The 14,005-nt window shown below is 37.2% G+C and carries 17 protein-coding genes; 9 read left to right on the top strand and 8 right to left on the bottom strand.

Annotated elements, in window-relative coordinates:
• Nucleotides 1–152: 152 nt before the first annotated feature.
• The 3 genes from KS419_RS06860 to KS419_RS06850 all read left to right on the top strand — a co-directional run bounded on the left by KS419_RS06860 (nucleotide 153) and on the right by KS419_RS06850 (nucleotide 3,510).
• Entirely contained in the window at nucleotides 153–731 is a 579-nt protein-coding gene (locus tag KS419_RS06860; protein WP_217065341.1) for a GNAT family N-acetyltransferase, read from the top strand.
• Between the two features lie 74 nt (nucleotides 732–805).
• Complete coding sequence (locus tag KS419_RS06855; RefSeq protein WP_217065339.1) at nucleotides 806–2,512, top strand: B12-binding domain-containing radical SAM protein; 1,707 nt, start codon at nucleotides 806–808, stop codon at nucleotides 2,510–2,512.
• Between the two features lie 59 nt (nucleotides 2,513–2,571).
• The gene (locus KS419_RS06850) at nucleotides 2,572–3,510 is read left to right on the top strand and encodes a DMT family transporter (protein WP_343215032.1); all 939 of its coding nucleotides are present in this window, start codon (nucleotides 2,572–2,574) and stop codon (nucleotides 3,508–3,510) included.
• Between the two features lie 59 nt (nucleotides 3,511–3,569).
• Here the strand turns inward: KS419_RS06850 and KS419_RS06845 are convergent, their stop codons facing one another.
• Both KS419_RS06845 and KS419_RS06840 read right to left on the bottom strand, forming a co-directional pair.
• The gene (locus KS419_RS06845) at nucleotides 3,570–4,169 is read right to left on the bottom strand and encodes an NAD(P)H-dependent oxidoreductase (RefSeq protein ID WP_217065337.1); all 600 of its coding nucleotides are present in this window, start codon (nucleotides 4,167–4,169) and stop codon (nucleotides 3,570–3,572) included.
• Nucleotides 4,170–4,223: 54 nt separating this feature from the next.
• On the bottom strand, nucleotides 4,224–4,658 hold the full coding sequence (locus tag KS419_RS06840; RefSeq protein WP_217065335.1) for a FixH family protein: 435 nt from the start codon (nucleotides 4,656–4,658) through the stop codon (nucleotides 4,224–4,226).
• Between the two features lie 101 nt (nucleotides 4,659–4,759).
• Here KS419_RS06840 and KS419_RS06835 point away from each other — a divergent pair, with 101 nt between their 5' ends.
• Nucleotides 4,760–5,278, top strand: coding sequence for a TlpA family protein disulfide reductase (locus KS419_RS06835; protein ID WP_217065333.1), 519 nt, complete (start codon nucleotides 4,760–4,762; stop codon nucleotides 5,276–5,278).
• A complete protein-coding gene (locus KS419_RS06830; protein WP_217065331.1) occupies nucleotides 5,278–5,970 on the top strand; it encodes a cytochrome c biogenesis CcdA family protein in 693 nt (230 codons plus the stop codon). The genes KS419_RS06835 and KS419_RS06830 overlap by 1 nt, the downstream gene beginning before the upstream one ends.
• A gap of 60 nt (nucleotides 5,971–6,030) precedes the next feature.
• Here the strand turns inward: KS419_RS06830 and KS419_RS06825 are convergent, their stop codons facing one another.
• From KS419_RS06825 to KS419_RS06805, 5 genes are all read right to left on the bottom strand, one after another.
• Nucleotides 6,031–6,906, bottom strand: a complete 876-nt coding sequence (locus tag KS419_RS06825; protein ID WP_246593695.1) for a phosphatase PAP2 family protein — start codon at nucleotides 6,904–6,906, stop codon at nucleotides 6,031–6,033.
• Nucleotides 6,907–7,091: 185 nt separating this feature from the next.
• On the bottom strand, nucleotides 7,092–7,301 hold the full coding sequence (locus KS419_RS06820) for an EAL domain-containing protein (RefSeq protein ID WP_246593694.1): 210 nt from the start codon (nucleotides 7,299–7,301) through the stop codon (nucleotides 7,092–7,094).
• 1 nt (nucleotide 7,302) lies between these two features.
• On the bottom strand, nucleotides 7,303–7,899 hold the full coding sequence (locus tag KS419_RS06815; protein ID WP_217065327.1) for an EAL domain-containing protein: 597 nt from the start codon (nucleotides 7,897–7,899) through the stop codon (nucleotides 7,303–7,305).
• A 205-nt stretch (nucleotides 7,900–8,104) separates the two neighbouring features.
• The gene (locus tag KS419_RS06810; RefSeq protein ID WP_217065325.1) at nucleotides 8,105–10,186 is read right to left on the bottom strand and encodes a peptidoglycan D,D-transpeptidase FtsI family protein; all 2,082 of its coding nucleotides are present in this window, start codon (nucleotides 10,184–10,186) and stop codon (nucleotides 8,105–8,107) included.
• Between the two features lie 251 nt (nucleotides 10,187–10,437).
• Nucleotides 10,438–11,166 carry a DUF2087 domain-containing protein gene (locus KS419_RS06805; RefSeq protein WP_217065323.1) on the bottom strand — a complete coding sequence of 243 codons (729 nt, stop codon included), beginning with the start codon at nucleotides 11,164–11,166 and terminating at the stop codon, nucleotides 10,438–10,440.
• A gap of 164 nt (nucleotides 11,167–11,330) precedes the next feature.
• Between KS419_RS06805 and KS419_RS06800 the strand changes: the two genes are divergently transcribed.
• Entirely contained in the window at nucleotides 11,331–11,849 is a 519-nt protein-coding gene (locus tag KS419_RS06800; protein WP_217065322.1) for a hypothetical protein, read from the top strand.
• 455 nt (nucleotides 11,850–12,304) lie between these two features.
• On the opposite strand, the gene pcp is transcribed toward KS419_RS06800, so the two are convergent.
• The gene (pcp, locus tag KS419_RS06795; RefSeq protein WP_217065320.1) at nucleotides 12,305–12,931 is read right to left on the bottom strand and encodes a pyroglutamyl-peptidase I; all 627 of its coding nucleotides are present in this window, start codon (nucleotides 12,929–12,931) and stop codon (nucleotides 12,305–12,307) included.
• A 151-nt stretch (nucleotides 12,932–13,082) separates the two neighbouring features.
• On the opposite strand from pcp, the gene KS419_RS06790 reads away from it, so the two are divergent.
• The 3 genes from KS419_RS06790 to KS419_RS06780 all read left to right on the top strand — a co-directional run bounded on the left by KS419_RS06790 (nucleotide 13,083) and on the right by KS419_RS06780 (nucleotide 13,830).
• The gene (locus KS419_RS06790) at nucleotides 13,083–13,295 is read left to right on the top strand and encodes a DUF1659 domain-containing protein (RefSeq protein WP_217065319.1); all 213 of its coding nucleotides are present in this window, start codon (nucleotides 13,083–13,085) and stop codon (nucleotides 13,293–13,295) included.
• A 38-nt stretch (nucleotides 13,296–13,333) separates the two neighbouring features.
• Entirely contained in the window at nucleotides 13,334–13,549 is a 216-nt protein-coding gene (locus KS419_RS06785) for a DUF2922 domain-containing protein (protein ID WP_217065318.1), read from the top strand.
• Between the two features lie 77 nt (nucleotides 13,550–13,626).
• Nucleotides 13,627–13,830, top strand: a complete 204-nt coding sequence (locus KS419_RS06780) for a YvrJ family protein (protein WP_217065317.1) — start codon at nucleotides 13,627–13,629, stop codon at nucleotides 13,828–13,830.
• Nucleotides 13,831–14,005: the final 175 nt, after the last annotated feature.

The raw sequence follows: 14,005 nt of genomic DNA, 5'->3' as shown, positions 1-14,005 counted from the left end.
GTACACTATAAAATTGTGACAATCTCCCAGTATATTCGCCGTGTCGGGAGCAAGCCTAACTTTCTTAGGTTCAACTAGAACCTTTCCTACCTGAACATTCCCTATCTTGTTTTCATATCTTGAGAGAGAGTACTCATTAGGAGGTATATATCATGGGCTTAATTACTCCCTTCAAAATGGAAACAAAAGGGTTAGATATTAAAATACGACCGGGAAATGCAAATGACGGAAAGAAAATGTACACATTAACTAAGGAAGTGATTCAGGAGGAAGACGGCTTAATTATGACTGTTTCTGATTTTGTTATGACAGAAGAACAGCAAAAGATTAAAAATGAAGCTTTCCTCAGTCATCCTGACACATTGAATTTGATAGCTGAACATCACGATAAAATAGTAGGGATTCTTACCATTGAACCAGAAATTCTTAAAAAGACCAGCCACCGGGCTATCCTTGGAATAATAGTTCAAAAAAACTATCGCTCCAAAGGAATAGGAAAAGCGTTAATAATGGCAGCTCTAAATTGGGTTCTTCACGAGGGAAGATATGAAAAAGTAGAATTAGAGGTTCTTGCATCGAACAAACATGCCATATCCCTCTATCATCAGTTAGGATTCGAAAATGAAGGAATGAGATACAATGCTATAAAAAATAGTCATACCTCCTATGATCATTTAGTTCAAATGGGAGTATTTACGAATAAACTTGCTCATACTCTGCATAGATTTTAAATCCCCTCCCTTTTCGAACATAAAAAAAATATGATATGATAACCCATAACCGTTTATAAATGGAGGAACATACTTTGAACATTGTTGTTACCACATTAAATGCAAAATATATCCATACATGCCTTGCGTTGAGGCTATTGAAAAGTTACTCTGCACCGGAATATGACGTTGACATGGTTGAATATACGATTAAAGACCCGGACTTAAACGTCGTTTCTGATTTGTATGTAAGAAAACCTGATGTCATTGGGTTTAGTTGTTATATATGGAATATTGAAAAAACGATTCAAATTGTGAAAATGTTAAAAAAAGTTTTACCTCATACAAAAATTGTATTGGGTGGTCCAGAAGTATCTTATGATACAGAATATTGGTTAAAGCGTGTGCCGGAAGTTGATTTCATCGTAAAGGGAGAAGGGGAAGAAACGTTTAAACAACTTCTACATCAGATTGAAACCGATCATAAATATAACCACATTGCAGGCTTAGGCTTCCGGGAAGGGGATAATGTCACAATGACCCCTCCTAGACCAAACCTTGATATTACCAAAATTCCTACCCCTTATCGTTTTAAAGAGGATCTTGCCTCCCTTGGAAATAGAGTTATTTATTTTGAGACAAGCCGGGGGTGCCCGTTCCAATGCCAATTTTGCTTATCCTCCATTGAGGTAGGGGTACGCTATTATGATATTGAAAAAGTGAAATCTGATTTACTCTTCTTGATAAATAGCGGTGCGAAGTTGATAAAATTTATTGACCGAACCTTTAATATTAAGAGGGATTATGCGTTGGAAATATTTCAATTTCTTATTGATAATCACGGTGGTTGCGAGTTTCAATTTGAAATTACAGCAGATATCATGCGTCCAGAAGTACTGGATTTCCTTAACAAGAATGCTCCAAAGGGAATATTTCGTTTTGAAATTGGGGTTCAGTCCACTAATGATTTAACCAATGATCTTGTTAAACGCCGTCAAAACTTTAGTAAACTGGCAAGAACGGTAACTATGGTAAAGGAAGGGAAGAAAATTGATCAGCATTTAGATCTTATCGCCGGCCTTCCCGAAGAGGATTATAATTCCTTTAAAAAGACATTTAATGATGTATTCGCATTAAGACCTGAGGAACTCCAACTTGGCTTTCTAAAGATGCTTCGTGGAACTGGGATGCGTGCAATGGCAGATAAATATAAGTATAAGTATATGGATCATGCACCTTATGAAATTCTTTCCAATAACGTCCTGACATTTGATGAATTAACACGAATCAAACGGGCAGAGGATATTCTAGAAAAATTCTGGAATGATCATCGACTTGACTATACCGTGGAATATTTAATTGATCATGTTTTTGAAACACCTTTCGATTTTTTTCAACGGTTCGGGGATTATTGGGATATACATGGCTGGGGGAAAATTGGGCATCAATTCGAAGATTTGTTCCTCCGCCTCAAGGAGTTTTTAGTAGCTGACGGCATTGGTCAGATGGATGTGATTGAAGGCTTAATGAAGGTGGACTATTTACTTCATTACAAACAAAAGCCGCGGAAAAAGTGGTGGGATCCTAGTCTCTCAAAACATGAATTAAACTATCTCCGCTCGCATAAATTAGAAGCATTTATGTCTAATAAAACAGTTAGTAAGCACCTTGTTGTAGAGGAAGTCCCTTTTGATGCTACGAAGTTCATAGAGGAAAAACAAGTGATAAAGGGGAATTACTTATTTGTTGTAAACTACAATCCCAATCAGAAAGAGAAAGCGTTTTATACAGTATCACCATAACTGGTGTTACTGATTTAACGTGCAACGAAATGAATTAGATCGAATGGGGGAGATTACTTGTGTATCGAATAGCATTTCTTATGATTATTTTAGGTGCTGCTTTGTGGGGAACAATAGGCTTATTTGTCCAGGGGTTATATGATTTAGGATTTAGCCCTATTGAAGTAGTTACTATAAGGGTAACCGTTGCATTTGTTGCACTAATGCTCTATGTTCTAATAAAAAACAAAGATGCACTAATCATTAAATGGAGGCATCTCCCCTTCTTTTTAGGAACGGGTATTTGCAGTATTGTCTTTTTTAATTGGGCCTATTTCACAGCTATCCAGGAAATGAATCTGTCCATTGCTGCTGTTTTACTTTATACAGGACCTGCATTTGTGACCATCCTTTCCCGAATCTTTTTTAAAGAATTATTTACACCTCAAAAAATGGTTGCACTTTTCACAACATTTTTAGGATGTATTCTAGTCATTCAATTGTTCCCGTTAAATACGGCAAATCTTTCATTATATGGGATACTAGTAGGATTAGGTTCTGGGTTTGGATATGCTCTTTACAGTATTTTTGGCAAAGTAGCCTTATCCTCCTATTCTTCATTGACGACCACTACTTATACATTCCTAGTGGCAACTGTTGCCCTCCTTCCTACTAGCGGGCTCGCTGGAAAGGGAATGGCACCATGGAATATGGATGCTTTGTGGATTAGTCTTGGTCTAGGGGTTATTCCTACCGTGTTTGCTTATTTATTGTATACTCGTGGACTCCATCAAGTGGAATCGAGCAAAGCTTCTATTGCTTCTACTATTGAACCTGTGGTGGCAACACTTATTGGAGTATTTATTTTTCAGGACATCCTTACTACATTCCAATTTTTAGGGATTATATTTATCCTCTCAGGGGTGATGTTTATTAATATGGGTGGCAGAAGGATTCTGAAGAAAAAGAAGGTTACTTTTGAAGGAAATTCAGTGACAAATCATAGGAGTACAGGATAGGATTAATATTGGAGGACAGTACAGTTAAATCTGTAGACAACTGTCCTCCTTACCTATGTTCAATCTGAACTGCATTCATTTATTTTTTTTGCTACTTTACTTACTTCCTCCAGCATTTTTGTTCGGTTTTCATTCCCACATTGAATGACATTTCCAAAATAAACTGTTTTGATAAGTTCCAAACCACAAAATTGAAAAATGGATTTATCCACAAGCTCTAGAAAATTAGAGTATATCTTCATTTCTTTCATTTCATTTTCAGGCGTCCCTGAGGTGATAATAAGTACAGCTTTTTTTCCATTTAATAGGGGTATCGGATCTTCCCCATCAAGTTCATAAGCAACACCATAAGAAAAAACTCGGTCAATATATCCTTTGCCAACAGCAGGAAAACCGGTCCACCAAAAGGGAAATAAAAAGGTAATATAATCTGCTTGGAGCAAATATTCGTGCTCTTTTCGCACATCCGGTGAAAATATACCATTAAGACTATCCTTGTACTCTTCATGAGACAGCTCTGAACGGAAGTTTTGTGCACTGAGGGATCTAATAACAACATGGTCTCCCTGTTCTTCTAATGTTTTTGTATAAGAATTCAAGAGTGCTCCATTAAAACTATCCTCAGTGGGATGCATATATATCACTAAATGATTTGCCATTTCGATACCTTCCTTTCTTACTAAAACTAATCGGTCAGCTTAATAATTCAAAGTCTATTCACTGCTACTTTTCCTTTCCTCATCTTTGTTATATCCCATCATATACTCCATTACCATTTCCCCTTCGCCATGTATGTAAAATCGTTCTTCCCGCTCTTTTTTTCCATCCTTTATAAGTACATCCACATACCATTCTCCGCCCATGGCAAGGGGAAGTTCAATGATGTACATCCCTTGGTCCTGTTCTTCCATTGTTCCTTGCATAGGATGATTCATCCTTTCCATGTTCATATACAAAAAGATATCATCGACAGACACCGGTTCCCCTGACGGATCCTCAACGATTACCTTTAACGGGATAAACTCACCTGTTTGATAAGTATTCCCCTCGTTTTCTAGCAAAACGTTATAATCATTCAAATTTTCTTCCCCACTGCAGCCAAGAATTGACACTATACAAATTGTCATCAAATAGACTATCTTTCTCATCCTTAACTCCCCTCAAATTCGTTATTATTTACTTATGTTTATTATAATGAAAGTCGTTTTCAAAAGCATTAATCATGTATCTCTTGTGGGGGGAGAAAGCATTGAATAAGATCGGAATTGTGTTTATTATCTTTATTTTAGCTGGAATGGGTTACACCGCCTTTTCATTCTTTACTGAGAGCGAACCTGGTGACATCACTCAAGTAGAACGCTTAACAGAGGAGGAACCTATTCAACTGGATCAGTATATTGGTCAAAAGAAAACCATCCTTCAGTTTGTAGCAGTACCATGTGAATGCTGCAGTTATTCCATGCCATTCATTCAAGAATTTATTCACGAACAAGATGAAATTGAAGTCATTACTGTTGTTTTCTATGGGAGAGAAAGGGAAATTCTTGATAAGTTTGTCAATGAATATGAAGCCTCTCATCTTTGGGGTGTGGACTTAGATCGAAACCTTGCAAATTATTATGGGGTTTCCGTATCACCAACCTATGTCTTTTTCGATGAGGAAGGAAACGAACTAGGGGTTTATCCATACATTATTGGAACGGGAGAAGAGTTGGGACGGAGATACGAAGATGCCTATGAAAATTATCATTCAGGAGACCCTTCCTGATGGATATCTGGTTTGCGTTTGCCGCAGGATTCCTTTCCTTTGCATCTGCATGTATCCTTCCATTAATCCCTAGCTATATGGCGGTTATTACTGGGTTATCCGTCACTGAATTGTCCCATGCAAAGGCGGAGAGGTTTAAAATTATGCCTAGGTCCTTCGCCTTTGTTGTGGGATTAATCATACCTTTACTATTAATAGGAATGGGAGCAACGGCTATTGGTTCCTTGTTTACCCCTGCCTTCTCCACCTTTTTATCTCAGTTTCTAGGTTTTGTTGTCATTCTATTCGGTTTACATTTGTTAGGATTTTTAAATATTAAACTTTTCCAGCGAGAAATTCGGTTTCAACGTTTTTTTCAAAGAAAAGGGGGGATAGTTAGTGTTGCCCTTATGGGAATGGCCTTCGGTTTTGGCTGGACGCCGTGTATTGGTCCTATGCTCAGTTCAATTCTTATCCTTGCCTCAGACTCAGAAACTGTCATCAGAGGGGGGACTTTGCTTTTTGTTTATGGGTTAGGATTAGGGTTACCATTTATCACCATTGGGGCAATCAGTACTTCGAGCTTGAAATTTTTGAAGTTTCTACAGAAGCATATTAAAACCCTTTCTATCCTCAGTGGGATACTGCTTGTTATTCTTGGACTTTTACTTGTTACAGGAAATATGGCTTATATAACACCTTCTATTCGATAACATAAACATATAAAATAAACCACCGGACCTTTATTAATACTGATCCGGTGGTTTTGAATATTAATCTTTTTTATATAATCCTATTTTTACAAACACGTAAGGAGCTCCCACTAAGCCCCAAAAACCAATAACTGCATAACGTAATCCATCAAATATTGCAGATTCCGGGAACAACATCTTTAATCCCGTTTGAAGACCAAAGATCACAAGGACCCCAAAGACATATGCACCGATACGTTTTAACCAAGATGATGGTATTTTCATAGAAATAAATCTTTTTTCAAGAAAATATCCGATTCCAGCCCCTAATAGAAATCCTCCATAACTAAATCCTTCTGAATCCCTGAATATTGCCATCATGAGAAATGGGACTGCCAATGCTAGAGTAATCTTCCATTTTTCTTCCAAGGCCACTATATATTTTTCCGCAACGTGATAACAATATATGATAAACCCTGCTATAATAACACCTATCACAATATCCGTTGGCCAATGAACTCCCGTATACAGTCTTGCAATAGAGATAAGGGCAATTAATAAGGACGCTCCAATCCATACTTGACGGCGATTCAGCTGATAGGCAATAAATCCCCATAGTGTGGCTGAACCTTGCGCATGACCGCTCGGGAAACTATCGTGTGGAAAATGAGTTCCCACTTCGGCAGAAGATACATAGAGGGAATTGACTCCTTCTATCCCAACTGGTCGTGTAACCATAAAAATTGATTTTAAAAGTGCATTAATATAAACCGAAATTAAAAATACGTATAGAAGACGGATTCCGAATCCTTTTGATAAACACCAATAAACAAACGGAATAATAATAAAATAAAATGTTTCGTCCCCTAAAAAAGTAAGTAATCTTGCAAATTCATCTAATAAAGGATTTTGTAATGCTGTAAAGAGTCTTAATATTTCTGTCTCCAATTCTCGCAAATAGATTAGCTCCCTTCTTTTTCAATGGAATCTTCTTTATTATACGCTAAGTTCCGATTTGAGGCTAAGGGAAGAAAAATCTGATTAATTAAAGTTATGAAAGATGTTTATAGTTCACATATCGCTTTACCGATAAAAACCATCTCTCCTATGATCCTTAGGAATTTTTGGTATCCACTCCCCTTTTATCGTGCAGTATACTTATCCACTGGAACTGGGGAAGGCTTTCCGAAAAGATATCCTTGACCATAGTCCACTAGATCTTGGAGAACAGTCCACTCTTCCGACTTTTCTATTCCTTCCGCAATTAACTTAATTCCTAATTTCTTTGATTCTTGCGACAAAACATGAATCTTTTCTAATTTCTCATCATAAAGATGACAGTCTTTAATCATTTCACGATCCATCTTTGCGTAATTTGGCTGTAGTTGACGTAATACGATACATTTCCACAGCTTGAAACGTAGTTTTTAAACAATGTTCTGGTTCGTAAATAGAAGAAGGGAGAAAGTTGATGAATCGCTTTATACCTTGTCCTAATAATTCCGAACTAGTCCGAATCGCATTGATTCGACACTGACTATCTAATTTGGATTGAAGACCTGAACGTTGAGCAAACGAAAATAATTCTCCTGGATAAAATGGATACTGTTCCACCCTACTCCTTAAAAGAAATTCATACCCAAAAACGTTTCCTTCCGATGAATTCACAATTGGCTGAATGTGTGATTCAAATAATTTGCCATCGATTATTTTTAGATAGTTTGGATGTTGCATCCTTAAAATGAGTTGATTTAGTGGTATACGGGAAATGGTATAAGAACTTGGTTGTGTACAAACATCTCCAGTAATCTCTTCTAATTCACTAGGAGTAAACGTTTTCTCCAGATAACTACAAATTTCCTCTACCGATTTCAAACTACTATAAGTAATGGAAATAGATTTCGAATCACTTATAAGCGGGTATTCTACTGCATTCCATAAACTGTCCATTTTCAGCCTGTTTTGTGTTCCAATTTCAAGGTAAATAACAATAACTCCCTGATCTGGATAGATAATTCCTCCTTGGCAATGTCTACAATTCGACAGAAAAAGCCCCCCTTTGGTGTCATTACTATTACAAAAGACCTAATTAATTTAAGTATACTTAGGGTAGGCAAACGAGTAAAGAGAAGAGACTTTCTTATGTTAGTAGTTATTATTCGTCGTCAGCATCTCCCTCATCTTCTTCGTCTTCTTCGTCTTGATCATCTAGAACATTACCTGGATTTTGACGATTATGCTTAAGAGTAAAATACGCTTCAAGAATATCTTCTGAAATAGTATTTGCTAAGCCACGGCCCCTCGTATCACTCTTACTTATATTCGGAACGACAACAGCTATAGCAATTTCAGGATTTTCATAAGGGGCAAATCCTACAAATGTTTGATTATTCGCTTCTCTCCCTTGCCATCTTACCTGTGCTGTTCCGGTTTTACCTGCAACGGTGTACTCGCTGCCTTGGAAATACCCACGGGCAGTACCTCGGTTTCCATAGACTACTCTTCGGAATCCGTCTTTTACACGTTGAATGAGACTCTCATCCACATCCAATTTATTTAAGACTTTTGGTACCATCTGTTGAGAGATTGGTCCTAATACATCTGAGGTTTCTCCAGGCTCACGGATCTCCTTCACAACTCTCGGTGCAATTCGATACCCATCATTAGCAATGGTTGAAATATATTGGGCTAGCTGTAATGGAGTATACGTATCAAATTGGCCAAAGGTTAAAAACAGTAAATTACCAGGCTGGGGACTATTTCCCCCGCTGATGCCCTTGAATTCATTTGGCAGATCAATACCTGTTTCTATGCCAAGACCAAATTGTGCATAATAATCCCTGAGAACATCATACCCTCTGTAAAAGTTCCCCCAATTTGTTCCAGAAACACCTGGTACATAACCAACTAAACGCATTGCAACATATACCATATAAATGTTGGAAGACTGTTCAAGGGCACTAACATCATTAATATATCCTAATGTACTATGGGAACTAATTGGCTGCGCACCTGGCAAATTAATCGATCTGTCAAGGATCGTAGTCCCGGGCGGCATAACACCAGTATCGTAGCCTGCCAGAACGGTTGCACCCTTGATAGAAGATCCCATTTCATAAGCTTGAGTAAAGGGGCGAATTTCCCTGTCTCTTCCTGAACTTGTATCACTGTGATAGCTGTACATGGCAAGTATCTCGCCTGTATTAGGTTCCATCATGACAACATGGGCGTCAGGATTTCCAATAAATGCCGGCCTTGCAGTGTCCACACGCGTTTGAAGAATTTCTTGTACTTGATGCTGAAGATCCATATCATAGGTTAAAACAAGGTCATTTCCTCGACTTCCAATGTGATATTCTGCTGCTCTTGTGAAATTCCCACTCCCGTCCATAAAATTATCAATTCTACCTTTACGTCCCTTTAAAACGGATTCATACTGTTGTTCCAAATAACTTGTACCCACTTCTTCATTCCGTTCATAGCCATTTGCTAAATAAAAATCAATTTCCTCCCTTGGGATCGAACCAGTCTGACCGATAATACCACGTAGAGAATCTTCATATGTATAGACACGTACTGAATCTCTAATGATATCTATCCCAGGTAAGTTATCAAGATTTTCCAAAATATGAGCAGATTCTTCATAGGAAATACCACGTTTCACTTTATGTGGTAAGTGATAATATCCAAGTGTAAATTCACGCCATATTGAAAACACTTCCATATTTTTTCCGGAATGCGTAATTTGTTCTAAGTCCTCGTCCGTAACCCTATCAATTCGAACTTGGTGGACTTCACTATCTTCTATTTCTAAATCCTTTGCCTCATCAACTGTTAGCTTTGCTTCAAATTCCTCAGGGTATAAAACACTCCAAAAATCTTTTAATTCCCTCTCATTTAGAGTTCTGGGCGATTCTACCGTAATAAATCGATTTAACTCTTGGGCTACCCTTAACATTTCTGCAGGGAGCATATTTCTGTTCGTATAAGTGACTGTAAAGAGTAGCTCATTATCTACTAATATATTTCCGTATCGATCGTATAATAGCCCCCTTGGTGCTTCAATAGGGGCGCTAATACTAACTTCTTGATCTAACTGCTCTTCAAACTCTGTCCCTTGAACAATTTGAACGACCCCTAATCTCAAAATCAAACTGGAAAATAGCATAAATACAACAAAAAATAAAATGTTTAACCTAACTGGGATATGCGTCTTCTTTACTTTCTTTTCCTGCATAACAGTAGTCCTTTCTTTTGTAAGTCTATGATTGTGCAAAATCTATCAATAACATTCTATTAGAAATTGGAATAGTTTTCATAGGACAATTTTATCATGCGTACCATAAATTGGTTAGAGTAATTTCAATTTTTTTATCTTTTGTTTGAAAATGAATTGGAAAAGTACAAAAAGTTCCAAGAAAATGATTCTAGATCTAAAAAAAGTACCTAGAAGCAATAACCTCTAGATACATTCCAATATTGCCGATTTTAATTGAGCCAGTAAGCTGAGCCATCTCGATTCCGTTTCATAAAACCATACTCGATAAAATAACGTCTTATCGTCACAAAATCATCATAGTACTTTTTTATTGTTTCGTTTACTTCCCTTTCAGAATAATTAATTTCCTGTTTAAAGGCTGAAAGAATGTATTTTAAAATAACTATTTTCCTTTTTTCCTTTGAAGGAAACTGCTTTACGATTCCTTCTTCTGTTAAGTATGTATTTAAAATCTTATCCTGTTCCTCTTTTGTTATCAACCAACGCTCATCCACCATTTTTGCCCCCTTATGTTCCGCGACCAATTGATCATTTTTATTTGATTCTTCTACTATTTCCATTAATGCCTGAAACACCTTCGCCTGTCTTAATTTTTCCCGGAATTTAAAGCGGTGTTGCCTTACCGTTGAAGAACTTCCCAATCCTTGTTTTTCCGCAATCTCGTCATCTTTTTTTCCTTCATAAAACAACTTAATTATTTGTTTTTGGCTATCTGTTAAACCATTATGTCGTTTATCAAGGGATAAGAGTCCTTGAAAAGGGGAATCGTGTTGCTCTTTTACATGTTGAATCATTTTCATACGTGCATCCACAAGTAAATTCCCATCTGGATAAATATACCCTTCCCTTGTTTTCTCCTCACAGAAAATACAGTGGTAAAGTTGAAATTGTTCATCAAAATGGAAGCCTTGTTTTAAATCTTTAATAGAAAACTGCAACATACCATCACCTCAATCGAGAATCACTTTTAAACATTGTATCATTTTGTTTATTTATATACAAACGAATTATCATTTTGTTTATTTTTTTATCTTTTGTCTTTTTAGAATTCAATATGTTAAAATGAACTATGGTACTTATGTCAATTGAAGGAGAGTAAAATATGCCTTGGCTTTATCTATTTTGCAGTACAATTTTCGGAGTGATTGCCATCTATCATCTTTTCGCCCACAGAAGAAGAGAGATGATGAATGATTATGTCATCTATGAAACAAAAGACCCGAGAAAAATCAGTACAAGTTCTAGAATATATAAAATATCCTTATGGAGCTCCTATTTAATTCTACTTTTAAACCTCTTACTTCTACTTGAAATATTCAGGGATTTCCAAAGGGCTACATTGCTTTTTTTGATGATTTTTCCTATTGGTTTATTTATTCTCATTACACTAGATCGTGTTTTTGAAGTTCGAGGAAATGCCTTAATCTTTGCTGGATATCATACACAGTGGGGAAAAATACGTCTTATAAAATGGGGTAAACAAGGGGGAAAACGCACAAAATTAATTATGGAACTGGATAAAGGAACAAAAATTAAAACAACTATCGACAATGATGAAAGGAGTTCTTTAGAGGAAATATTGTCTAACTATACGCATTTCGAAAAGGAAAATAATCGATAAATCGATAAGATAAGCGCAAACGACTTGTGACCATAAACATTAGCAGTTTCTCTTACTCTACATGCATCGCTCTGAAGTCTGTCCGTCCATCGGGCAAAGCGCCACGTCCTGTGGCATGCCCGATATTAGGACATCCTGTCCGTCCATCGGGCAAAGCGCCACGTCCTGTGGCATGCCCGATATTAGGACATCCTGTCCGTCAAGGTAACTTGAAGATAGCTCGCGATGTAAACGCTCGTTGAACCGATTCGGACAATATAGTGTGATTTATTTCCGATAGGCTAATCGCTACATCCATTTGGACGCAATAAGAGCGATTTTCTTCCCGAAAGAAGCTCAACCATAATTTCAAAACTGTTACCCCCTCATATAATCCATCCGATTCGGATGGATTTTTTCTAAGTATATAATACAGTCCAATAATTCCTATTTGTACGTATCTTTTAATAGCCCTTTTACTTCTCAGACAAACAGTCAATCACAGTCTGTATTCCTTTCACTTGTAACTCTAAGTCCATACTAGGTAAATGAGGCTTATTCAGGACCATTCCGGGGGTTGCTGGCACGTGGATAAATCCTACCCTAATCGACAACTGATTAATTTGGACATGAAGTAATACACTATAGAGGGTATTATTACATATGTATGTTCCAGCTGAATTAGATATTTGTGCCGGAATTCCATGTTTTTTTAGTTCATTCGTAATATCCCTAATTGGAATCGTGGAAAACAATCCATCCGGTCCATCTTCCTCAATCAAACGATCGAAAGGACGATCCCCATGATTATCTCCTGACGCCCCTTCCCCAACTGTATCCTGAATATTAATTCCTATTCTCTCAGGTGTAATAGCAGATCGTCCCATTGCCACTCCTAAAGATATTACGATATCCGGTTGTACTTTATTGATCTCCTCGATTAATACATTTGCACACTCGTTATATACAACGGGCAATATTATGGTATGTAATTCCACGTTCCCTTGATGACTCCGGTTCAACTTTTCGATGATCCCCATTGTTGGATTTATTGTAACATCTCCAAAGGGCTCAAACCCGCTTACTAAGATTTTTTTCTTCATCGTTTTCCTCCCTAAATAGGTATCGTTGAATGTTCATCCACATAATCAGAATAACAAAGGTTTGTGCATAATTCGACTTTTATCTAACTTGAATTCACCTCATCCTTTTTCCGTCATATAACATACGTTCTGGGTGAAAGGAGGTGATACCATGGGAGAATTAACCGTATCTCGTTTAGCATTAGCTTTCATTGTAGGATATGAGGAAGACGGGGAGGCTATTTTGAAAGTCAAACAATTTCGAAATATTCAACCAGGAGCAGAGAATGAGAATTTATTTAACACAGCATTAGCCCTTGCTTCCCTACAGAAGTACGAGTTAGAGAACGTGGAACGCGTCAACACTTACAACTTAGTACAGTAACCTATTCGCAGCAATGGATAAGAGAGGAGGTGTAAAACATGTCCAAACGTTTAGAACTTTTATTTACAAATGAAGGTGGAAAAAGCGTAACCATTTCCCTTGATGACCCAATTGAGCCTGTCGATGAACAAATTATTTCCAAGGTAATGGATGATATTATTTCATACAATGTGTTTATATCACATGATGGTCAACTAGTTGGAAAACGGGGAGCACGCGTTGTCTCAAGAACTGTTGAGCAAATTGAATTGTAATTAATTCTTTGGGTTAGCCAGTCTTGTTTTATGGCTAACCCAAAGCCAATTAGATCAGAAAGGGGGTTAGAAGTATTATGGAGATTTGGCTTAGTATAATAGGTGAATATGGATTCCCAATTGCGGTTACTTTTTATTTGTTATACCGAATTGAAAAGAAATTGGATCAAATAAACGGAACTATGAACGATTTGGGAAAACTCATGCTGTATGGAAAACCAATTCCCTCCAGTACTTATCCCACATCTATGGAAAATAAAACTTCAATCCCTCCCCACTAATGGGTAAACAAAAGAAAAAGGCATGCGCATATTGTGTTCTTCTACGACCAGAAAGTACTCCTAATATAGGGGTACTTTTTAAATGGCTCTGTTATCGTTCAATGTTGATTTTTGCGAAATTCACTCCCTTTCACCACTGGCACAAGTGCGACATCTGCTCATTCTTCGCAGTGTC

This window comes from Evansella tamaricis, from assembly GCF_019042215.1.
Lineage (GTDB): Bacteria > Bacillota > Bacilli > Bacillales > Salisediminibacteriaceae > Evansella > Evansella tamaricis.
This window is presented reverse-complemented; position numbering and strand designations above follow the sequence as displayed.

What these genes read in the sequence shown, in the direction of transcription:
- KS419_RS06800 (WP_217065322.1), top strand. Translation starts at nt 11,331, where the DNA reads ATGCCTTGGCTTTATCTATTTTGCAGTACAATTTTCGGAGTGATTGCC.
- KS419_RS06845 (WP_217065337.1), bottom strand. Translation starts at nt 4,169, where the DNA reads ATGGCAAATCATTTAGTGATATATATGCATCCCACTGAGGATAGTTTT.
- pcp (WP_217065320.1), bottom strand. Translation starts at nt 12,931, where the DNA reads ATGAAGAAAAAAATCTTAGTAAGCGGGTTTGAGCCCTTTGGAGATGTT.
- KS419_RS06815 (WP_217065327.1), bottom strand. Translation starts at nt 7,899, where the DNA reads ATGGACAGTTTATGGAATGCAGTAGAATACCCGCTTATAAGTGATTCG.
- KS419_RS06785 (WP_217065318.1), top strand. Translation starts at nt 13,334, where the DNA reads ATGTCCAAACGTTTAGAACTTTTATTTACAAATGAAGGTGGAAAAAGC.
- KS419_RS06820 (WP_246593694.1), bottom strand. Translation starts at nt 7,301, where the DNA reads ATGATTAAAGACTGTCATCTTTATGATGAGAAATTAGAAAAGATTCAT.
- KS419_RS06860 (WP_217065341.1), top strand. Translation starts at nt 153, where the DNA reads ATGGGCTTAATTACTCCCTTCAAAATGGAAACAAAAGGGTTAGATATT.
- KS419_RS06830 (WP_217065331.1), top strand. Translation starts at nt 5,278, where the DNA reads ATGGATATCTGGTTTGCGTTTGCCGCAGGATTCCTTTCCTTTGCATCT.
- KS419_RS06840 (WP_217065335.1), bottom strand. Translation starts at nt 4,658, where the DNA reads ATGAGAAAGATAGTCTATTTGATGACAATTTGTATAGTGTCAATTCTT.
- KS419_RS06810 (WP_217065325.1), bottom strand. Translation starts at nt 10,186, where the DNA reads ATGCAGGAAAAGAAAGTAAAGAAGACGCATATCCCAGTTAGGTTAAAC.
- KS419_RS06780 (WP_217065317.1), top strand. Translation starts at nt 13,627, where the DNA reads ATGGAGATTTGGCTTAGTATAATAGGTGAATATGGATTCCCAATTGCG.
- KS419_RS06790 (WP_217065319.1), top strand. Translation starts at nt 13,083, where the DNA reads ATGGGAGAATTAACCGTATCTCGTTTAGCATTAGCTTTCATTGTAGGA.